At 53.6% G+C, this 20,099-nt stretch carries 19 protein-coding genes; 5 read left to right on the top strand and 14 right to left on the bottom strand.

Annotation, left to right across the window (positions count from 1 at the left end; genetic code table 11):
* Nucleotides 1-140 precede the first annotated feature (140 nt).
* The 3 genes from ACYQ15_RS11140 to ACYQ15_RS11130 all read right to left on the bottom strand — a co-directional run bounded on the left by ACYQ15_RS11140 (nucleotide 141) and on the right by ACYQ15_RS11130 (nucleotide 1,962).
* Nucleotides 141-521: a thioredoxin domain-containing protein gene (locus ACYQ15_RS11140; protein ID WP_459937586.1), complete on the bottom strand. Its 381-nt coding sequence runs from the start codon at nucleotides 519-521 to the stop codon at nucleotides 141-143.
* Nucleotides 522-617: 96 nt separating this feature from the next.
* On the bottom strand, nucleotides 618-923 hold the full coding sequence (locus ACYQ15_RS11135; RefSeq protein ID WP_459937585.1) for a hypothetical protein: 306 nt from the start codon (nucleotides 921-923) through the stop codon (nucleotides 618-620).
* A gap of 25 nt (nucleotides 924-948) precedes the next feature.
* Nucleotides 949-1,962: an N-acyl amino acid synthase FeeM domain-containing protein gene (locus ACYQ15_RS11130; RefSeq protein ID WP_459937584.1), complete on the bottom strand. Its 1,014-nt coding sequence runs from the start codon at nucleotides 1,960-1,962 to the stop codon at nucleotides 949-951.
* Between the two features lie 748 nt (nucleotides 1,963-2,710).
* On the opposite strand from ACYQ15_RS11130, the gene ACYQ15_RS11125 reads away from it, so the two are divergent.
* Genes ACYQ15_RS11125 through ACYQ15_RS11115 form a run of 3 tightly spaced genes read left to right on the top strand, consistent with a single transcriptional unit; the run spans nucleotide 2,711 to nucleotide 6,190 of the window.
* Entirely contained in the window at nucleotides 2,711-4,168 is a 1,458-nt protein-coding gene (locus tag ACYQ15_RS11125) for an ATP-binding protein (protein ID WP_459937583.1), read from the top strand.
* Entirely contained in the window at nucleotides 4,155-4,820 is a 666-nt protein-coding gene (locus tag ACYQ15_RS11120) for a hypothetical protein (protein ID WP_459937582.1), read from the top strand. The genes ACYQ15_RS11125 and ACYQ15_RS11120 overlap by 14 nt, the downstream gene beginning before the upstream one ends.
* Nucleotides 4,817-6,190, top strand: a complete 1,374-nt coding sequence (locus ACYQ15_RS11115; protein ID WP_459937581.1) for a sigma-54-dependent transcriptional regulator — start codon at nucleotides 4,817-4,819, stop codon at nucleotides 6,188-6,190. Before ACYQ15_RS11120 ends, ACYQ15_RS11115 begins: the two co-directional genes overlap by 4 nt.
* Before the next feature lie 279 nt (nucleotides 6,191-6,469).
* Here ACYQ15_RS11115 and ACYQ15_RS11110 read toward each other — a convergent pair whose 3' ends face one another.
* The 7 genes from ACYQ15_RS11110 to ACYQ15_RS11080 are packed head-to-tail and all read right to left on the bottom strand — an operon-like array spanning nucleotide 6,470 to nucleotide 10,928.
* Complete coding sequence (locus ACYQ15_RS11110) at nucleotides 6,470-6,934, bottom strand: Na+/H+ antiporter subunit E (protein WP_459937580.1); 465 nt, start codon at nucleotides 6,932-6,934, stop codon at nucleotides 6,470-6,472.
* Between the two features lies 1 nt (nucleotide 6,935).
* Complete coding sequence (locus tag ACYQ15_RS11105; protein ID WP_459937579.1) at nucleotides 6,936-8,375, bottom strand: complex I subunit 5 family protein; 1,440 nt, start codon at nucleotides 8,373-8,375, stop codon at nucleotides 6,936-6,938.
* Entirely contained in the window at nucleotides 8,372-8,713 is a 342-nt protein-coding gene (locus ACYQ15_RS11100; RefSeq protein ID WP_459937578.1) for a sodium:proton antiporter, read from the bottom strand. Before ACYQ15_RS11100 ends, ACYQ15_RS11105 begins: the two co-directional genes overlap by 4 nt.
* A complete protein-coding gene (locus ACYQ15_RS11095; protein WP_459937577.1) occupies nucleotides 8,710-9,714 on the bottom strand; it encodes a hydrogenase subunit MbhD domain-containing protein in 1,005 nt (334 codons plus the stop codon). The genes ACYQ15_RS11100 and ACYQ15_RS11095 overlap by 4 nt, the downstream gene beginning before the upstream one ends.
* On the bottom strand, nucleotides 9,711-10,013 hold the full coding sequence (locus tag ACYQ15_RS11090; protein WP_459937576.1) for a cation:proton antiporter: 303 nt from the start codon (nucleotides 10,011-10,013) through the stop codon (nucleotides 9,711-9,713). Before ACYQ15_RS11090 ends, ACYQ15_RS11095 begins: the two co-directional genes overlap by 4 nt.
* Nucleotides 10,010-10,285 (bottom strand): MrpF/PhaF family protein, encoded by a 276-nt coding sequence (locus ACYQ15_RS11085; protein ID WP_459937575.1) that lies wholly within the window; start codon nucleotides 10,283-10,285, stop codon nucleotides 10,010-10,012. Before ACYQ15_RS11085 ends, ACYQ15_RS11090 begins: the two co-directional genes overlap by 4 nt.
* Before the next feature lie 13 nt (nucleotides 10,286-10,298).
* On the bottom strand, nucleotides 10,299-10,928 hold the full coding sequence (locus tag ACYQ15_RS11080) for a transglutaminase-like cysteine peptidase (protein WP_459937574.1): 630 nt from the start codon (nucleotides 10,926-10,928) through the stop codon (nucleotides 10,299-10,301).
* Between the two features lie 406 nt (nucleotides 10,929-11,334).
* On the opposite strand from ACYQ15_RS11080, the gene ACYQ15_RS11075 reads away from it, so the two are divergent.
* A complete protein-coding gene (locus ACYQ15_RS11075) occupies nucleotides 11,335-13,482 on the top strand; it encodes a catalase (RefSeq protein ID WP_459937573.1) in 2,148 nt (715 codons plus the stop codon).
* An 84-nt stretch (nucleotides 13,483-13,566) separates the two neighbouring features.
* On the opposite strand, the gene ku (ACYQ15_RS11070) is transcribed toward ACYQ15_RS11075, so the two are convergent.
* From ku (ACYQ15_RS11070) to ACYQ15_RS11055, 4 genes are all read right to left on the bottom strand, one after another.
* Nucleotides 13,567-14,538, bottom strand: a complete 972-nt coding sequence (gene ku, locus ACYQ15_RS11070; RefSeq protein ID WP_459937572.1) for a non-homologous end joining protein Ku — start codon at nucleotides 14,536-14,538, stop codon at nucleotides 13,567-13,569.
* Nucleotides 14,531-15,322, bottom strand: coding sequence for a non-homologous end joining protein Ku (gene ku, locus ACYQ15_RS11065; RefSeq protein ID WP_459937571.1), 792 nt, complete (start codon nucleotides 15,320-15,322; stop codon nucleotides 14,531-14,533). The genes ku (ACYQ15_RS11070) and ku (ACYQ15_RS11065) overlap by 8 nt, the downstream gene beginning before the upstream one ends.
* A 456-nt stretch (nucleotides 15,323-15,778) precedes the next feature.
* Complete coding sequence (locus tag ACYQ15_RS11060; RefSeq protein WP_459937570.1) at nucleotides 15,779-16,915, bottom strand: IS4 family transposase; 1,137 nt, start codon at nucleotides 16,913-16,915, stop codon at nucleotides 15,779-15,781.
* Between the two features lie 231 nt (nucleotides 16,916-17,146).
* Nucleotides 17,147-17,353 carry a hypothetical protein gene (locus ACYQ15_RS11055; protein ID WP_459937569.1) on the bottom strand — a complete coding sequence of 69 codons (207 nt, stop codon included), beginning with the start codon at nucleotides 17,351-17,353 and terminating at the stop codon, nucleotides 17,147-17,149.
* A gap of 111 nt (nucleotides 17,354-17,464) precedes the next feature.
* On the opposite strand from ACYQ15_RS11055, the gene ligD reads away from it, so the two are divergent.
* Entirely contained in the window at nucleotides 17,465-20,023 is a 2,559-nt protein-coding gene (ligD, locus tag ACYQ15_RS11050; RefSeq protein WP_459937568.1) for a DNA ligase D, read from the top strand.
* Nucleotides 20,024-20,099 lie beyond the last annotated feature (76 nt).

Genomic DNA, 20,099 nt, shown 5'->3' with positions numbered 1-20,099 from the left:
GAGAAGTTTCGGCTGGCGGCGGACCGGTACTTGCAATTTCGAAATCGGTTTGAGCGCACCGACAAGCGCTTCGAGTCCGTCAGAACGCCGAGAACTGTCGTCGGCGTTCTGAGCCTGTGTGGGAATTCAGTCGGCATCAGTCATGGTTCAACCATGCTCAGCCGCAGGACAGATCGGATTGCGGTCCGGATTTTTTCACGGTCGCCCAGGTTGCCCTCGAGCATCATGCTGTTATTGTTGGCTGATATCAGAAGAGTGGGCGTTACAAGAATGCCGTGACTCACGGCTGCGGCTAAATCCTTTAGAATGTCAACAACTTGCATGGTGCAGCATCCGACCAGTTCGGCTTGATGCATTGCGGTGAGATTCTTGCGGGCGAGACGAGAGTTCACGCCATATCCGGCTATAAACAGGGTTAAATGGCAAGGGGTGGTAATGGGGCTCAAATACCGGTTCTTGACATTCTTTCTGTTCGGTTCAGCCAGGGAAGGACTGGACATGATCACGTTGTTCATGCGCATTCAATACTCCTTAACGGCAGTGTCGCGAGGTCTGAGAATCCCGAGCCGCCAAGACGGAGCCCGGGGCCTTATTGATCGCCAAGACGGGAAACAGCGTCAAAACCGGACCATCAATCGTGTCCTGTTTTGGTGGAGATTGTCGAGAAAACTGCGAACGTCTTCGACCAGCCATTCGAATCTGGCCTTTGAATCATAAACGCCGAGAAAGTGCTCCGGATACTGCTGGCGCATTTTATCAAATTTTTTCGCATGAATGGAAACCATGTCCATTTCCGAATCGCCAAAGACGAAGACGGCCTTTGGAGTCCTGGAATTCTGGATGCTGATCAGCAATGTGCCGACCCGCATGGAAATTTCGGAGGAGGATTGGCCATCAACCGACAACAAGCCACTCTGATTCATTTTCATCTCCCTTCTGAAAGGCAATTCAACAGAGAACCGCATCATTCCATGTCAGGTCCGCCTTGGGGGCGAACCTTTTCGACCACGACAAGCAGGGCAAGTTTTTTGGGGGATCATTTTGTTGTGGATTATAACTCGAGTGCACAGTCCTGGATGAACTCTCTTCGCTGAAACGGATTCCGGGATATGCCTCTTTCAGGAAAGATTTGGCCGCGGGCGAAGACAACTGATCCGAAATGTCCCTGTCATCCAGCAACATTTTGGTAACGAGTTCTCCATTCAAAGGATTGGCCGGGGTGGGTGTTGAGTTCTGGGAATTGCAGATGGATCCGAGAATATTGCAGCTGAGTTTGATTTTCAGGGATCGATAGAGAGACGACAGGTGGTCCTCGAAGGAAATAATAAATTGGGAGTTTTCGTAGAAATCTTTTATTTCATCCACATTGGCCCGCAAAGCCACCGCGGGAGCGTTCACCATCGGATAGAACTTCTCTTTGCCGAACATCTTGAACGGAGAAGACTTGATGTAAAAACCCGCATGTTTTGGATTGACCATGATGCATATATCGTTGATATTTTGAAATGTGCTGTAAAGGAACACAAGTCGTATAAAATTCATCACAACGCCTTGCCATTCCGTGGCCATGACACTTGCCAATGAAGATACTTCCAGGATTTTTCGATCCTTGTTTCGCAAAGCATCAAGTTCTTCATGATACAGGTGATCCATGGGCAACCCGAACAATTGAGAATCATACACTAATGTCGCTGTCGCCAATGTTTGCGATTCATGTTTTGCTGTAAAAACAGTAGATTGTGGAAGCAGGTGATATTTTGTATAGAAAAGTTTATTTTTTCTTTCAGAAATATATCCTGCATGACGGTATTGATCATAAATCAACCTGAAAGACTGCCACAGCTCATCGCAAGAAGAGGCAATTTTGAAGACGTGTCCTCGTTCGTCAAAATCTAGATTCGCTTGTGTACATGATTCCGCACGATCAGGGAATCTCAACCATCTCTTGTTGAATGAAGACATGTTTCCTCCACATGAAAATTGATAAAAAAATCACAAGATGGAAGGTCGTTGTGTGTCGAAAACTGCTCTGGAAACCTCCATTGAGCCACCACATGCTGTAGTTCGTATCCGACGGATGTGAAATTCCTTGCGTTCGCGACCCAGACCCTCTCCCTGAAAGCAGAGATCATGCCATCGGTTAATATGTTGATTTTTATAAGTTTTATTTTCAGGTGTCGTCTCCGTGGTTACCTTTTGGTTCTCGTGGTTTCATTTTTTGCGCTCTTGCAGCTTTTCGAAGTTGAATCTGGCTAATGAATAGCTTATGGTTCTTTTTGCGGAGAAGAAGACCATATTGGGATCCTGATGACCATTGCCCGGCAGCCATGCTTCATGCTCCGGTCCCTGTGGCCTGCTGATCCGTATCAATTTGCCGTTCTGAGGCGTGGCTGGGTGCCGGTTTTGCGGCATAATCCTTTTGGAGCGATTGCTTCATTTTTTGTAACTACTCAGCACTTTTCATGATAACTTGGATTGTTCCGGCTTGTCTCGATTTTTTGGCATCACCTGTCTGACTGAGCCAGGATTCGTTCATCGAACCATTGCCAAACGCCTGAAGTGCGATGGATGTTTATTCGAGCAATGGTTCGATGTTACGAAGTCGGCGAAGGAGTCGCGAGGCCGAAAAATCGAGACAAGCCGGAACGAAGCTGAATAGTTACCATTTTTTTTGCCCATCTCGATTGCGCCATGCCGACATTGGAGTGCTATGCCTTTCATTGCCAATCGGTTCCATTTTGGAATAACCAAGAAGCTGCTTGCCTGGTGTCTTGTTCTGATCACCATTTTTTACGTCATTACCATCTATCTGTTTCTGGGTATCCGGGACGTGGTCGCCACGTCAGAGCGCATTGTTGACGAGGACTTTGCCATGATCGCCTTGACCGAAGAGATCATGGACACTTTGCTCATGTATCTCGAGAACATGCGCAAATATGAGATTCTCGGTCGTGAAGAGTATATGACCGCATCCCAGGAACACCTCAGCAGGCTTATCACCCTGACCACAAGCAGACACAATCAACGCAGCGGGTTCTCGCCGGGTCTGTCCGATCTCCGGGTGAGCCTTGCGTCGTTCGACATTGATGAGAATATTTCCTCGATGCCTGACGAAGAAATTATTGCCAGCTGGATTGATACCGTTTCCCGGGACAGGCTTCATTATCTGGATCAGATCAATCGGCGGGTTCAGGGGATATACGCCCGGGGAGCCGAAGCACAAAAAAGAGGTCTTCTGGGTCTTGTGGCCGTAACTTTTTTCGGAGTCGCGGCGAGTTCAGGAATCGCGCTTTACCTGAATCGGTCCTTACGCGAAATTCGCAGGGGCATTATTCGAATATCCAAGGATGAAGCATTCCAGCCAATACGAATACGATCCTCTGATGAACTCGGGGAGTTGGCAAAGGCCTTCAACGAGATGGGAACACGTCTTCGAGCCGAGGAGCAAATGCGGGCCGAATTCATCACCATGCTCAGCCATGAAATCCGGACTCCGCTGACAAGTATCCGCGAGTCCATCAGTCTGGTTCAGGAGGGCATACTTGGCGAAGTAAGGCCCCGCCAGGCCGCGTATTTGGATATAGCTCAAAATGAAAGCCGCAGGTTGTCCGATCTTTTGACCCGGTTGATGCAGATTTCTTATCTCGGATCGAATCGTTTGGAGCTTAATTTGCAGAGTATTTCGTTGCAGGACCTTGTGGCGGAATCCATCCAAAGAATCCGTCCTGTGGCCGATAAAAAAAATATCGCCACCCGCATTCATTCTCCTCATTCATTGGTCACGGTTCTTGCCGACAAGGACCATATCCAGCAGGTGCTTTTCAATCTTTTGGGAAATGCCGTGAAGTTTGCTCCCCCTGACTCCACGGTTTATGTCTGCGTCACGTATCCCGACAAACCGCAAATGGCTCAGATCTGCGTGACCGATCAGGGGCCGGGTATTCCGAAAGACGAAATACAATACGTTTTTCAGCGCTATTATCGTGGCAAGGACGCCAAACAGATCACCGACGGCGCCGGACTCGGACTGAGCATTTCGCGACACATCATTGAAGCGCATCACGGCCGAATTTGGCTGGACTGTTCTTCTTTCAAGGGCAGCACATTTTGTTTCACCCTGCCCTTGGCCACGCAGAATCGGAAGGATCAGGAACATGCATCCACGTAATATCTGGACCATATGTCTTCTGTTTATGACCCTGCTGGCAATGGGAACCTGGAGTTGCACTCTCCACGATTTTCCCAAGAGGTTTTCCTGGAGCGAGCATCTTGAAGACAGTGACAAGCCTGATCCGGAGGAGGCGGATGAATTCCGTGTCTCCACGCAACAAGCAATCCAGAACGACGGCAAGAACCGTGTCCTGGACAGATTCCAGCAGGCAATGGCGTCCTACAGAAAACATCATTACAGCAAGGCATATGAGCGATTTGTCCAGGTTTTCCTGGAGGCGGACGATCTGCAAGTGCGGGATAAGGCTCTGCTTGGCGCGGCCCTTTCGGATTTGCTCCTGGCACAAGCCAATGAAGACATCACCCACAGGCTGCCGGATCTGGAGAGGCTTTTTTCGATCACTAAAGGATCGCAAGATAGTCTCTGCTACGGACTTCTGGAGCCGTTTCTGTTGAAATTGGTCGAACTGCGGCAACAAACCTTAAGCTATGAATCCTTGCGCATCGAATCCCGCTCGCAATCCGAAAAAATCACTTCCCTGAAGGAAGAAACATCCAGGTTGCAGCAGCAGGTTGAGGAACTTGAAGCCCTGTTTCAGCAACTGGAACAGCAAAAACGTCAACCCCTGACGTCTGGAGCAACCAATTGACCCCCGACGAGATCTCTCTTACGCACAACATTCTGGTGGTTGACGACGATCCGACCATACTCCACCTGCTGCAAACCCGGTTGAGTTCCGCGGGATATCGGGTTCTTGCCGCCAGCAACGGCGAGCAGGCACTGGAAAAGCTGATCGAACAGCCCGTGGACCTGGTGCTTTCGGATGTCAAGATGCCCGGCATGAATGGCACGGAGTTATTGCAGGAAGTCAAGTCCTCATGGCCGCACACGCCGGTCATTCTGCTCACGGCCTACGGACGCATTCCGGAAGCCGTGGCCATGGTTCAGCAAGGCGCCGCCGATTACCTGACCAAACCCTTTGACGGGCGGGAACTGGTCGCGAAAGTCAATGCCCTGCTGGTTCGCAATGGCGCTCCCGCGGATCCCGTCGCCAGTCCCGAAATATGTCAGGTAGGACTGGTTGCCGGAAAAAGCCCGGCAATGGCCTCCCTCCTGGCTCTGGTCAAGCGCGTCGCGCCCAGTGAAATAACGATATTGATCGAAGGCGAGTCCGGCACCGGCAAGGAGCTTGTGGCCAGAATGCTGCATCACTTGAGCAGCCGCGCCAAGGGGCCCCTTGTTGTCGTGGATTGTGGCACCACCCAGGCATCACTTCTCGAAAGCGAGCTCTTCGGTCACGTCAAGGGCGCTTTCACCCATGCCGTGCAGGAAAAGCAGGGCCTGATCCAGGCTGCCGAGGGCGGCACTCTTTTTCTGGACGAAATCGGCAATATTTCCCAGGAAATGCAGACTAGGCTGCTGCGTTTCCTGCAGGAACGCACAGTACGGAAGCTGGGTGAAACCCGCACCTCCACTGTTGACTGCAGAGTGATCGCGGCGACCAATGCCGACCTGCTGTCCATGGTTCGCCAGGGAACCTTTCGCGAGGATCTGTACTATCGCCTGAAAGTGGTCCGCCTGCATGTCCCGCCGTTGCGGGAGCGCCGGGAGGACATTCCTCTTCTTGCGGATTATTTTCTGCATGCGTTCTGCGAAAAATCGGGCATCAGGTGTCCCAGTCTTTCCAGCGAGGCAACACGGCGCCTGACGAACCATTCCTGGCCGGGGAATGTCCGGGAATTGCGGCATGTGATGGAAGCCAGCGCCCTGCTGTCCGACCGTAGCGTGCTCGAACCTGAAGACATTCAACTGGAAAACGAACCGCCGACGCATGTCATCGACACCCCGCTCTCTCTTGACGAGAGCGAGCGCAAAACGATCATGCGCGCCCTGGAGCAGATGAACTGGGTGCAGAAGGACGCCGCGGAACTTCTTGGCATCAGCCGGCGGGCAATGCATTACAAGGTCCGCAAGTACGGCATCGAGATCCCCCTTCGGGGAGAGAGATTCCAGGAATGACGGCAGGATGGAATTGCTTCGATAACTGCTTCGCAACTACTCAGTTCTTCCGCTATTAAAAGGCCTGAATACCCGTCTTTTTCCTGCTCAAGCCAAGGTTCCACCAATTTCAACTGTGGGATTCTCTTTCGAGATCGATATCAATATCGGTATTGGGGTCGGGGTCGGGGTCGGTATCGGAATCGGGGTCGTTTTCAAGTCATAGGAACTCAAGCGATTCGATTGCGATTTCGATTGCGATTTCGATAATTGATTTGGATTTCGAAGAGGAACTGCGTTTTATGAAGCCAGTAATGCATTGATCTTGCCCTCCAGTATCCGCAGCTCCTGTTCTCCGTATATCCGAGAGTCCACCACGTGAATGGTCAGATGGACCCGCCTTTCCAGATTAATGCTCGCGGTGCCGGGCATCAGGCTGATCATCCAGGTCATCAGAACCACTCCCGCTTCATTGTCCAGCCTGCTCTCCATCCGGATCAGGTCCGGCCGCAGCGGCATGGCCGGGGAGACGGCCCTGTAGGCGATGTCTAATCCTCCTTTCAGGGAGGAGCGGATAAAATAGATGACCAACCCCGGCAAAACCCGCCAATTCAGCCGCAACAGCCGTCCCGGCCAGAGATGCAGGCTGAAAAGCGTTGCCGCGCCGATTCCGGCGACCGCCAGAAAAGGATATCGAAAGATTCCTTCATTCAAGACCATCCAAAGCAGGAGGAAGAGGGTGAAGCGCTTGAAAAACGCGATCATCTCAACCTCCCACCCGGATGGCGAGCACTTCCGGGATCTCGGCGGAAAAAAAGGAAGCCGCCATTCCCGCCAACGCCATGACCAGAGCCGTCGCCCCCATGTATTGCAGCCCGCGGCTGTTGTCGGAACGATTTCCTCCCGCGCCGCGAAAGGCACTTCTCACGGCGACAAAGGTGTAGGCCGCCGCAAGCAGCATCCCCGCGCCGACGACGACAGCCCACCACCACTGTCCATGTTCGAGAGCCATGGTGATCATTTTTCCCTTGGCTCCGCCCCCGGGAGCAATTCCGGCCAGACCGGCGCCGGAGACGACCAGGGCCGCCACGGCAAAAGGCATGGATCGTACCGCCCCGCGATGATCCCTGAGCAGGTCGGAATCCATGGATTTCATCAGCACTCCGGCAGCGAGAAACATGGCGGCCTTGGACAGCCCGTGGGAAATCACCTGATATACCGCGACGGATATGGACTCCTCGCCCGCGCCCTCGGCCATGGGAAAGACCAGAAAAAGATATCCCATCTGGGCGACAGTGGAATAGGCCACGAGCATTTTCAGGCGCTTCTGGCGCAGCGCCTGCCATGACCCCCAGACCACGGCCACGGAACCGAGCAGCGCCACGAGCTGGCTGCCCATGCCCGGAATGCTTTGCTGGTAGATCTCGAACCAGATGCGCAGAATAACGTAGAATCCGGCCTTGACCACCAGAGCCGACAAGACCGCGCTGACCGGCGTTGGAGCCGTGGAATGCGCCGGCGGCAGCCAGAAATGGAGCGGGAACAAGGCGCTTTTCAGGGCCAGCCCGCCAATCAGCAGGGCCAGTGCGAGCATGCCCAGATACCCGTCCGGCGATGCCGCGGCCAATCCCATGAAATCGAGGGTGCTGTGCTCGGAATAGAGCAGGGTCACGCCCAGCAGATAGAAGAGCGCCGCGGCCGTGGCCGCGATCAGATATCTGTAGGAGGCGATCAGGGCTTCATGGGATCCCTTGAGCGCCGCCAGGGCCACCGCGGCAAGCAGAGTCAGTTCCAGGAGCAGATAGACGTTGAAGATGTCCCCGGATACGAAAAGACAATTCAACCCCCCCCAGAGAAACAACCACAACGGCCAGAAAAAAACCACTTCGTGCGGCGAGTTGTCGGTATCGGCAAAGTACAGTGCCGCATAAATGCTGGTCGGCAGGCTGACCGCGGCGGTCAAGGACAGCATCAGCAGGGCCAGCCCGTCGCAACGCAGGTTGATCCCCAAAGGCGTCGACCAGCCGCCCAGGAGATACTGCGCCGCTCCTGTTTCAAGGACATGCAGCGCCAGCACGATCACCGCCCCGGAAGTAGCCGCGCCGGTAATCAGCCCAAGGGCTTGCTGCGCCCGGCGTCCCGCCACAAAAGCGAAAGCCGCGCCGGTAAAAGGAATAAGAAATACGGCGACGATTGCCGTATTCATTGCTCCCCCTGTCCGGCCTGCGTCTCCTGTTCCGCCGTGGAAAGTTCGCTGGCGCCGGTTTCCCGGTAGATGCGCCGGGCCAGAGCCATGGCAAACGCACTGATGCTTACGGCAACAACGATGCCTGTCAGGACCATGGCTTGGGGCACGGGATCGGCAAATTCCCGCGCGTCCCGGCGGGCAATGCTGATCAACAGCAGGAACACTCCGGAGGACATGACGTTTACGGCGATGATCTGCCGCAACAGATGCGCCGCGGCCAGCAGGGCCGCCAGGCCGAAAACGAACAGAATCACCGCTGCGGCGGCATAGATCTGATGCTGCTCAACGGAGATCATCCGTTATTGTCCTTCTCTTCTCCGCCCGCCGGACTGCGATCAAAAGCGTCCCAGCCGGGATGCTGGCCGACGAACAACCCGGCAAGGCATGCACCGATGGAAACGGCCGCTGCCGCCTCGATGGCCACGATGAAATAATGTCTGTGGTCCGCGGGGAATTGCAGCATCCAACTGGAAATGAACAATGTGATCAAGCCGGCAAGACAAAACATGGCGAAACCAAGCATCATCAGCATCTTCCACATCCATTGCCGCAAGGAATGGATCGAGGAATGCCCGCTGAGCCAGAGCAGCATGCCAACGGCGCCCAGGACCACGCCGGACTGAAACGCCCCTCCGGCGGAAAAGGTGCCCAACCACAGAAAGTAGGCCGCTGTGAGCATGGCCAGCGGGGTCAGAAGCTGGACAACTCCCTCCAGGATCGGATCACGGGGCGGCTTCAGCAAGGAGGCCTGAAGCCCATGCCGCTCCCGGGCCGTGAGCATTCCCAGCACGGCCAAAAGCAGAATTCCCATTTCCAGCCAGGTGTCCAGACCACGAAAGACCAACAGCACGGCTGTGACCGGATTTTCAAGATCCTGCATCCGCTGTGCCGCCTCTCCGGCCAGCCCGGGACGGGATTCACCCATCTGCCCCACGGCGCCAAGCAGCAGCAGGCCGATGAGAAACGTGACCCCGGAAAAACCGATCTTCATCCACAGGCTCGGCGGTTCTCCACTCCGGCGGGAGCGGAGCCATTTTCTGCTGAACGTGCTTTTCTCCCATTCCATGTGCCGAATGGCGTCCATCAGCAGTACTCCGGTCACGCCGGCGCCGATGGCCGCTTCAGCCAGGGCGATGTCCGGCGCTCCCAGCCTGACCCATGTCAGGGCCGTAAAGAGCCCGAATGCGATGAAAAGTATCGAGGACTGCAAGAAATTGTCCCTGGTCAGCAGGATCACGGCCATGACCAGAAGCGATCCGGCCAGAGTGAGATCAATGGCCAAAGCCGCGACAGTCACTCTTCCTGCTCCTTTTCATGACGCAGGGCCCAACGGCCGATCATGTAACAGGCATTGCTGCCCACGAGCATGGCCAGCAGCCAGATCAACATCAACTTTGCGGCGATGAAGATCGATTCGCTCCGGACGGCCAGGGACAGCACGATCAGGCCAAGACCGAGATTGTCCGCCTTGGTTATCGCATGCAGGCGCATGTAGGTGTCCGGAAAACGGAGCAGTCCGATCGTGCCTGCAATAAAAAAAGCACCGCCGACAAGGGATAGCACGATGGCAAGCATGTCGCGCGCCACGTCCATCATGACGACTCCTCCGTGTCCGCCTCGGGAGGAATGCGTTCAACGAAGGCGATCAGGGCCAGCAGCGCAAGCAGGACAAAGGCGAGGGCCACATTGCGCAGCGAATCGCTGCCGCCGGCCTCCCCCATGAGGAGCAGCACGGCAACTCCGGTGGTTCCAAACAACTGGGCGCCCAGAATCCTGTCCGCGGGCTTCGGTCCGACAATCACCCGGACCAACCCCGCCAGCATGGTTACCAGGAGAATCAGCGCCAGCCAGAGGAAATACGTTGCCATAAGATATGGGTCCTTATTGCATTTTTTCCAGCAAATCCTGCCAGGGTTTCAGCAGTTCGGTGCGGCCGGAGAGGCTGCCTTGCGCCTTTTGCCTGGACGACCAGAGTCCACTGGCGTTGAAACTGAAAACCGGTAAAAGGTCCTTTCGTTGTGACGCCGCAAGAATACAATCGATGGAGTTGTCGAGAATCAACGGTTCGGATTTGGGGGTTTCGTAATACGCCAACACCATATGCGAACTCCCACACCGAAGAGACTTGACGTACATGATGTTCAGACGATCTTCCTTCACGCCCATGGCCTTGAGGGTAAAATACTTGGCAATGGCGAAATCTTCGCAATCCCCGGCGCTTCTGCTCAGAAACTCAAACGGTGTTGCCCAATAATCCTCGACGCCCCAGAGATCCATATCGGCGACGTACATCATCCGTGTGTTGAAAAACTGGTTCACCTTCTCAAGTTTATTCAAATCCGTCTTGTTTCGGTCCGTGGCACGGATCATCTCTTCCCATTTCAGCAACTTGGTCACCGCTCTCTCACCATATTTGATTTCGGCCTGTTTCAAATGATTCCGGCTGATCCTGAAATTCTCGTCAGCGGAAACTTCAGCGAAAACAGTTGCAACGATCAGAACCGTCAACATCCAAACATGCAGAGGTTGTCGGATTATCAAACTCGAAACCACGGGTAGTTCTCCTGTGAAGCGAGGAGGATCAGATTTTATTCATGCCATCAAGCAGATCTCTCACCATAAACCTGAAAAGCTGAAGCAGATATAAGGTTGATACCCGAAAAGAAATGAGAATTTACTGTATCTCGTCCCGGAAGCCTGCGAACAGATCAGCATAAGGGCAACATTTTGATCGAATCTTCATTTAATAATTATAATGTTTGTTTGAGCATATGAGGCAAATACATTGTTTTTAAGCCGTCTCTTCATAAATTTCCCCATAGGAATGACGGGCGCATGTGTAAAACTGAGCCAATCATTGCAGGGTCGCTGTACCCGGTGGAGATTCAACTTCCAAACATATTCGAGGAGGCCAGACATGAACGAGCATCAAAAGAAGCAGCCTGATCAGGTCAAAATTGACGAGAACAGCAAGAATGAACAGCTGGAAAAGTTCCGGGAGGACTCAGACGGCCAGTTTCTGACAACGGACCAGGGGGTGCGGGTCAGCCACACGGACGATTCATTGAAGGCCGGGGATCGTGGCCCCACCCTGATGGAAGATTTTCATTTTCGGGAGAAAATGACCCATTTCGACCATGAACCCATTCCGGAGCGGGTGGTCCATGCCCGCGGCTCCGGGGCGCACGGCTACTTCCAGGTCTACGAGTCCCAGGCCGACGTGACCATGGCCAGGTTTCTCCAGGACCCGGCGGTGAAGACGCCGGTGTTCGTCCGCTTTTCCCAGGTCGTGGGCAGCAAGGGTTCCGCGGATACGGTGCGGGACGTGCGGGGCTTTGCCACGAAGTTCTACACCGAGGAAGGCAATTACGATCTGGTGGGCAACAACATTCCGATCTTTTTCATTCAGGACGCCATCAAGTTCCCGGACCTGGTCCATTCCATCAAGCCCGAGCCGCATCACGAAATGCCTCAGGCTTCGGCGGCCCACGACAATTTCTGGGATTTCATCTCCCTGATGCCCGAATCCGCGCACATGATCCTCTGGCTGCTGTCCGACCGGGGCATCGCCCGCAGCTACCGGATGATGGACGGTTTCGGCGTCAACACCTACCGCTTCATCAACAAGGAAGGCAAAGCGCATTTCGTCAAGTTCCACTGGAAACCGCTGCTGGGCGTGCATTCGCTGGTCTGGGACGAGGCCCAGAAGCTCGGAGGAAAGGATGCCGACTTCCTGCGACGCGATCTCTGGGAAGCCATCGACATGGGCGACTACCCGGAATACGAATTCGGCGTGCAGTTGATTCCGGAAGAGGATGAATTCAAGTTCGACTTCGACGTCCTGGATCCGACCAAGATCTGGCCGGAGGAGGACGTTCCGGTGAAGATCATCGGCAAGATGGTTCTCAACCGCAATCCGGACAATTTCTTCGCCGAAACCGAACAGGTGGCCTTTCATCCGGGCAACGTGGTTCCCGGCATCGATTTTTCCAACGATCCTCTGCTCCAGGGCCGCCTGTTCTCCTATCTCGACACCCAGATCATTCGTCTGGGCGGGCCCAACTTCACCGAGATTCCCATCAACCAGCCCCTGGCGCCGGTGCACAACAATCAACGCAAGGCCTATCACCGCATGACCATCAACAAGGGCCGCGTCAATTATTTCCCCAATTCCCTGGGCGGCGGCCATCCCAAACCGGCCACGCGGGAAGAGGGCGGATACGTCCATCACATGGAAAAGGTCGAGGGTCAGAAAGTCCGCAACCGCAGCGAGAGCTTCCGGGACTTTTTCAGCCAGGCCACCATGTTCTGGAACAGCCAGTCGGATGCGGAAAAGAAGCACCTGATCAAGGCCTTCCATTTCGAACTGGGCAAGGTTGAATCCAAGGAAGTCCGGGAACGGATGATCGATCTGCTGAACAACGTGGACGGCGATCTGGCAACCATGGCCGCCGAAGGCATCGGTGTCGCCCCTCCGGCCACGAAAGGCGGGACCGGCGTGACCAAAAGTTCCCCGGCCGTGAGCATGGCCAGTACAGTGAAAGACACCATCAAGAGCCGCAAGATCGCCGTTCTGGTGTCTGAGGGATACAGCCATGAACAGCTCTCCCAGGTCATGGACGCCCTGAAGAGCAAGGGCGCGCACTGCAAGGTCGTCTGCAAGCACATGGGGATGATCAAGAGCGCCGACGGCAACGAGGTGCAGGCGGTGAAAAACTACGAAACCTCGGCCTCGGTCATGTTCGACGCAATCTTTGTCCCAGGAGGCTCAAAGAGCATCGAGGCCCTGAAGATGCAGGGAGATGCTGTCAACTTCATCAACGAGGCCTACCGGCACTGCAAGGCCATCGGCGCCACGGGCGAGGGCCTGGACCTGCTCATGGAGTCGGACATCTTCAAGAAAGGCTCCCTCTCGGATTCGCCGCCCGAGGAACTGATGAACGACAAGGGCGTGGTCACCGTGCGCAACGCATCGAGCCTGTCCAGCTTCAACGAGGAATTCATCAAGGCCATTGCCGCCCATCGGCATTGGGACAGGCCTGACAAGGACAAGGTCCCGGCCTGATCCGCATCGATCGGCAACCAATCGTGCCCACTATGAACCCCACCTCCCGGACGTGACGAAACTTGATTCGTTCGTCCGGGAGGATCAACCAGCTTCGCGGATGGCTTCCAGGAGTTCTCCGCGGCTCATGGCGCTTCTTCCGGAAATGCCGAGTTCTTTGGCCTTGGCGTACAGCTCGGACTTGTTCAATTTCTCGTGTGAGTCCGCGTCTGTCGCCTCCCGGTCTGAGCTTTTCTCCATCTCCACGCTGCGTTTCAGGAACTGCATCAGGTCGATGATCTTGCCGTCATCGCCTTCGTCATCATAGGGCTCCGCTTCCATCTCGAAAGGTTCAACAAGATCCCGGCCTGCCGCACGTTTCCGTTCGGCCAGGGCGACAAGCTGCTCGGCATATTCGTCCTTCAGTTCGTCCAGATCGAGGCCGTCGGCGGAAGCGACCTGAATTTTGGAGATCATGGCATTAATCCTGTTTTCAGATATTTCCTTGTTCGCATCCACGTCGCCGACGATGTCCTTCGGCCTGATCTCATCCGCAAATCGCAAGGTTTGCGCCATCAAGATCCCGTTTTTGGCCATTATGGCCACTAGGTATTCCCGGGAGCGCATCACAAAGGTGGCAATTCCGGCCTTGCCTGATTTCTCCATGGTTTCGGTCAGCAGCCGGTAGGCCTTGCGGGAATCGCCCATGGGGGTCAGGAAGTAGGGACGCTCCAGGTATTGGGGATCGATCTGCTCCACCGGCACAAAGCGTCGCAGATCAATCTCCCGGCTTTTTTGCGGTTGCAGGGATTCCAGTTCTTCATCCGTGACCGTGACGAACCTGCCTTCTTCCACTTCATACCCGCGGACGATTTCCTCCCGCTCGATCAGTCGTTCCTCTTTCGGACAATAATACCGCCGGGCCAGCGGTACGCCGTCCGGCGCCAGCATGCGAAGCCTCACCCGTTGCGAGCGCCGGGCCGGCAGCAGGGCCACTGGAATGCTGACCAGTCCGAAGGTCACGGTGCCGTACCAGATGGACCGACGGCGGATTTCACTGTCATTGGGCTCAGGCACTTTTCCGCTTCCTTGCCTGATTCAGGCTTTGCTCAAGGGTCTCGGCGAGGGATGCCTTTTTGAGGTGGTGCTGCTTCGGCTTTTCAAACTTGAATACATTCCCCGCGGCCTTCACCTGGATCAGTTCCAGGACCCGTTGCCGGTATTCGTCGTGATAATCCTCCGGATGGAAATCTCCGGCCAGGGCCTCGATCAGTTGCTCGGCCATCCGCAACTCCAGCGGCTCGAAGGCGCGTCCTGCGGGTCTGGGAATTGCCTCGACATCGATTATTTCTTCCGCAAAGCGCAGGGTGACCAGCTTCATGCGGCCGCCCTCGCCATGAAGTGAACCGTAGTATCGCTTCTTGCGCATGGTCCAGCGAGCAATCCCTTCCCGCTGTCCCTGGGCCAACGCCGCTGCCAGGGCATGGTAATCTTCATCGCCGCCGTCCGGGCCGAGATAATAGGGCCGGTCATACCACTGCGAACTGATCCTGCCTCGTGGTACAAATCGGGTGATCTCGATATCCCTGGAAGCCTCGGGAACCAGCTCTTCCAGCTCTGTCGGCGTGACCATGACGATTTCACCGCTGTCCATCTCCAGGCCGCGACGGATTTCCTCCGGAGGCACGGCCTTCCCCGTCCTTGGATCGACCATGCGCTGCTCCACCGGAGCAAGATCCGGCTCGTGCAGCAGCCGAAAATGAACCCTGTTGTCCTGGACGGCGGAAAACAGCTTCACGGCCACGGAAATGTCTTCGAAGCGAATCACTCCTTTCCAGATGGATCGCGCGGTTCCGGTCATGGCTGATCCACCTCAGACTTGTTCCCGCAGCCACCATGACAGCGGGGACAAACCAACGTTCTGTTCGAAACGGACATCACGCACATGGGGCAGACGGCCTCGTCGCATTCCGTGCATCGATACTGCATCTCACAGCTGTACTCCTGAAAGCAGAAAGCACAGGTTTCCGTTTCCATCCAGCAATATACATATGGTGCTCTTCTACCGTGGGCTGAAAATGTGTTGTCGCCGTTCACCCATTCCGTCCTTTTTCTTCAAGATATTGGAGCACAAACAATATTGTGCGCGTTCAAACGATTGCAATGGGCCATTTTAAGTACCGGATGCTCCGGAAAAGGGTATTTCATGACGCATCATGCCTGACATGGCAGGACATGAAGAAGTTGAAGTCCGGCACCTAAGTACGGGACAAAAACATAAATTGTTCAATAATTCTGGTAATTTTTTTCTTGACACCTAGGCCTTGCAAGGGAGGCTATGCGGGATGTCAATTTTTTTAGAGTGCAAGTATTCCGGTCCTATTGATTTGTTGCACAAAATCTTAATAATCTCTTGATATTCGAAAATATATTTCAATCTGTAGAGGAGAATACGGTGAAGATGATCAAGCCCTACCTTGAATACGCTTTTTTCCTTTCGGCCATGGCTTTTGATCATAATCGGCTGTTTTTTACACTCCAGTTCGCCGGAAAGGTAGGCCCAGGTAAATCCTATAGCTACTATCCCTAGAAGATTATTAACTCTTTCTGTGTGCGTTAAATGTGTATCTTCTAGATTGAAGCCACTTTTCTTAAAACATTTAAAAAGACTCTCAATTTCCCATCGAATAGCATAATCACTCAAAGCGGAATAAGCTTCATCATCTGTGATTACAATTACAAGTTCGCCAAGAGGAGATTTGACACATGCAATAAATACATGATGGCCCCACAGAATTCTTCTGCCTTCAAGTATTTTTTCTTGCCCCGGACCAATGCTCCTAAAGAAATTTTTTAGTGGTGCGAGTTGCCCGTTTTTTTTGTTTATGATTTCTTTTTCTTTAACCCTGATTCTAAAGTTAATTTTTGCAACATTTTTTAGATAATATACCCAGTCTTTACCAATGAATTCCCTGTCACAGAGAATGCTTTTAATTATTTCTTTGCCAAAAACACCAATGAATCTTTCAACAATTTGAATTCTGTCATTAGTATTTGATGATCCTCCATTGTTGTCTAGCATTTTCCACATTACAGGAAACGCAATTCCATCATAAGTAATAGATAGCATTAAAATATTAATATCAATTTTTCCGAGCTTCCAGTTTGTTCTGTCTATCGCAAGAATTACATTTTTCTTGTCACCTGGATATAAACGGAATAAAAATTTTGAAAGCATTATAAAATCAAATTTAAAATCTTTGAAAAATCTTTGACATCTTTTATATCTTGAATCTTTGTTTGCTTTAACATCCATAGCGTTAGAAATTCTAGTCAATTTTACAGTCTGCACGATAAAAAGAGACGTCATAAAATCTACAATAAATTTAGCTCTGGAAAGATTTATGCCAAGTGAACTCTTTAAAATGGACTTCAAATCATTTTCGCTAAGCACAGAAGACCTCCTTTTTCTTCTGCTATAGCATAGCGATATTACAAAATGGAATATTTTTAATCTACACAACTCTCTCTATGTCTTCATTTTATACATAATGCATGCTCATATTGCACCCTGTAAGCCATTTTATAAGAAATAATGAGATCAACCTTATCTCTGAAACACTCTGTAATTAGATTAAAATTGTGCAAATTGAGTATTGCATAGTAGATTTCTTTATAGAACAAATCAAAAAAGATAATGAATGCCGTTATTAAATATTTTTTGTCCTGTACTTAGGTCCGGCACGACTCCTTTACGGTCATCCAGCAGAAATATGTGCGTAACATGTGCCGGAATCATTGAGGATAATGCTCCTGCCCATGGAAATACCTGACCTTGTGGAATCAAATACAGAGTATCCTCCATATAAATCCCCAAGCCATTTTCAAACAATGACCCTCAGTAGGATTCTCCTTGAAGAAGCGAATGGGCTTCCGGCCCCTGACTGAGGAATATCTCTCGGGATCATGCTGCCTATCATGATCACCTAAATGGGAACCAAAAATGAAGCTCGAGGAATATCGGAACAAAAGGAACTTTCAGGTCACTCCGGAACCGGAGGGGCGCGAGGAGGCCTCCGCTTCGGGACGCCGCTTCCTGATCCAGAAGCATGCCGCCAGCAGGCTGCATTACGATCTGCGGCTCGAACTCGGCGGCGTTCTCAAAAGCTGGGCCCTGCCCAAGGGGCCGAGCCTCGATCCCGGTCAAAAACGGCTGGCGGTGCATGTGGAAGACCACCCCCTGGATTACGGAACCTTCGAGGGAACCATTCCCAAACAGGAATACGGCGGCGGCACCGTGATGCTCTGGGACGAGGGGGTCTGGATCCCGGACGGGGACCCGGAAGAAGAGTACCGGCAGGGCCGGATGCATTTCGAGATCCGGGGCGAGAAGCTGCATGGAAAATGGATCCTGTTCCGGATGGGCGGCCGGAAAGCGGAGAACAACAAGAACTGGCTCTTTGTAAAATCCAAGGACGGTTACGCCGACTTGGCGTCACCGGACAAATTGCTCGAAATGGACCGCAGCGTTTCCACCGGCAGATCCATGGAACAGATCACTGCTCATTCGCGACCTGACCCGGATCAGCCTGAAAATGATTCTTCTTCCTCCCACTCATCGATCCTCCCAAAAGCTCCCAAGGCCGCTATGCCGGAAACGATTCATCCCCAGCTGCCCACTCTGGTCGATGTTCCGCCCGAAGGCGACCATTGGTTTCATGAAATCAAATATGACGGATATCGCATCATAGCCTTTCTCAAATCGGGATCAATCCGCCTGGTCAGCCGCAACGGCAAGGATTGGACGTCCAGGCTGCCGACGCTGGTCCGATCTCTGTCCGACTTTCCCGCAAAGGTTGCCGTTCTCGACGGGGAGGTCGTCATCCAGCTGGCCGATGGGACCACGAGTTTCCAGGCCCTGCAGAACTCCTTCGAGGGCGTAAAAACCGGCATGCTGCTCTACTACGTTTTCGATATTCTGCATGAAGGGGAATCCGACCTCACAAAATCGCCTCTGCATGAGCGCAAGAACCGGCTGAGAGAACTTTGCGACAAGATGCCCTCGGGATCGGCTGTCCGGTTCAGCGACCATGTCGCGGGCTCGGGTCGACTGGTTTACGAGCATGCCTGCCGGATCGCCCTGGAAGGGATCATTTCCAAGGACAGCCTGAGCCCTTACCAGCAGAAACGTTCCCGGCGCTGGCTCAAGGTCAAGTGCCAGCAGCGCCAGGAGTTCGTCATCGGCGGATTTACGGATCCGGCCGGCTCCCGGATCGCCTTCGGCGCCCTGCTTCTGGGCGTCTATGATGAGCAGAAGCATTTTCGCTACTGCGGCAAGGTCGGTACGGGATTCAATCAGAGGGAACTGCTTTCGCTGCAAAAGAGAATGTCCGGCCTGGAGCGGGAAAGATCGCCCTTCGTCAACCCGCCTAAAGGCGCGGAAGCCCATAATGTTCACTGGATCGCCCCAAAGTTGATCGCTGAAGTGTCTTTCACGGGATGGACCCAGGAAGGGCTGTTGCGCCATCCGGCATACAAGGGCTTGCGCGAGGACAAATCTCCCCTGGAAATACGGAGGGAAACGCAAATACCCCGGGATGCCGTGTTGGACGCTGAATCCAGAGATGAACAATCCAGCCAAAGCCGTCCCGCCGCAACGGCATCCCGCCGCGCCTCCCCGGATCAGGTCCGGCTGACAAATGCGGAGCGCGTCTACTATCCCGAGCTGGGAATCACCAAGGCTGACCTGGCGGGCTACTATCAGCGCATCTCCGATCATATCCTGCCCTATCTGATCCGGCGGCCGTTGTCTCTGCTGCGCTGTCCCCGGGGCAGGGAACATGAGTGCTTCTATCAAAAGCATTTCTCGGCGGAATCCCTCCCGAAGCATGTCCGGGAAATCCTGATCCGGGAAAAGAAGTCCACGGAACCCTATATCGTGATTCACGACATTCAGGGACTTGTCAGTCTGGTCCAACTGGGGGTGCTGGAGTTTCATCCCTGGAACGCCAGGGAAGATCAGATCGAGAAACCGGACCTGATGATCATGGATCTCGATCCGGCTCCCGGAGTCGAACTGGAGCAGGTTGTGGAAGGCACCCTGCTGTTGCGCGGTTATCTTGAATCCATCGGCCTGAAGAGCTTTCTGAAGACCTCCGGGGGCAAGGGTTTTCACGTTGTGGTTCCCCTGGTCCGCCGATCAGGCTGGGACGAGGTGAAGACCTTTGCCCGCGATGTGGCCTTGCGCATGACCCGGATGCATCCGGAACGCTTCGTGGCCACGCTGAGCAAAAAGAAACGGGAAGGAAAGATGTTCATCGATTACCTGCGCAATGGCAGGGGAGCGACCTCCATTGCCCCCTACTCGACCCGGGCCAAGCCCGGAGCTCCGATTTCCGCCCCGTTGCGCTGGGAAGAGCTGACCCCCCAGACCAGGCCGGACAAGTACCGGATCGACAACATCGAAAAACGTCTTGCCGGACTGAAACGAGATCCCTGGGAGAACTACTTCAAGACAACCCAGTCCATAACGAAGTCAATGTTGAAAAAAATAGAGTCATAGCAGGCCGACTGCCGGTTTGATCATAGGGAAACCATCCGGCAATTCAAGATCAGGCAAAACCGATAAAAAATATTGG

It is taken from the genome of Desulfonatronum parangueonense (genome assembly GCF_054656975.1).
The sequence above is the reverse complement of the archived record's forward strand: the minus strand, read 5'-3'. Positions and strand labels throughout refer to the sequence as shown.

Excerpts from the sequence above, each read along its gene's own strand:
- ACYQ15_RS11140 (WP_459937586.1), bottom strand. The coding sequence starts at position 521 with ATGCGCATGAACAACGTGATCATGTCCAGTCCTTCCCTGGCTGAACCG.
- ACYQ15_RS11135 (WP_459937585.1), bottom strand. The coding sequence starts at position 923 with ATGAATCAGAGTGGCTTGTTGTCGGTTGATGGCCAATCCTCCTCCGAA.
- ACYQ15_RS11130 (WP_459937584.1), bottom strand. The coding sequence starts at position 1,962 with ATGTCTTCATTCAACAAGAGATGGTTGAGATTCCCTGATCGTGCGGAA.
- ACYQ15_RS11125 (WP_459937583.1), top strand. The coding sequence starts at position 2,711 with ATGCCTTTCATTGCCAATCGGTTCCATTTTGGAATAACCAAGAAGCTG.
- ACYQ15_RS11120 (WP_459937582.1), top strand. The coding sequence starts at position 4,155 with ATGCATCCACGTAATATCTGGACCATATGTCTTCTGTTTATGACCCTG.
- ACYQ15_RS11110 (WP_459937580.1), bottom strand. The coding sequence starts at position 6,934 with ATGATCGCGTTTTTCAAGCGCTTCACCCTCTTCCTCCTGCTTTGGATG.
- ACYQ15_RS11105 (WP_459937579.1), bottom strand. The coding sequence starts at position 8,375 with ATGAATACGGCAATCGTCGCCGTATTTCTTATTCCTTTTACCGGCGCG.
- ACYQ15_RS11100 (WP_459937578.1), bottom strand. The coding sequence starts at position 8,713 with ATGATCTCCGTTGAGCAGCATCAGATCTATGCCGCCGCAGCGGTGATT.
- ACYQ15_RS11090 (WP_459937576.1), bottom strand. The coding sequence starts at position 10,013 with ATGATGGACGTGGCGCGCGACATGCTTGCCATCGTGCTATCCCTTGTC.
- ACYQ15_RS11085 (WP_459937575.1), bottom strand. The coding sequence starts at position 10,285 with ATGGCAACGTATTTCCTCTGGCTGGCGCTGATTCTCCTGGTAACCATG.
- ACYQ15_RS11080 (WP_459937574.1), bottom strand. The coding sequence starts at position 10,928 with ATGTTGACGGTTCTGATCGTTGCAACTGTTTTCGCTGAAGTTTCCGCT.
- ACYQ15_RS11075 (WP_459937573.1), top strand. The coding sequence starts at position 11,335 with ATGAACGAGCATCAAAAGAAGCAGCCTGATCAGGTCAAAATTGACGAG.
- ku (WP_459937571.1), bottom strand. The coding sequence starts at position 15,322 with ATGACCGGAACCGCGCGATCCATCTGGAAAGGAGTGATTCGCTTCGAA.
- ligD (WP_459937568.1), top strand. The coding sequence starts at position 17,465 with ATGAAGCTCGAGGAATATCGGAACAAAAGGAACTTTCAGGTCACTCCG.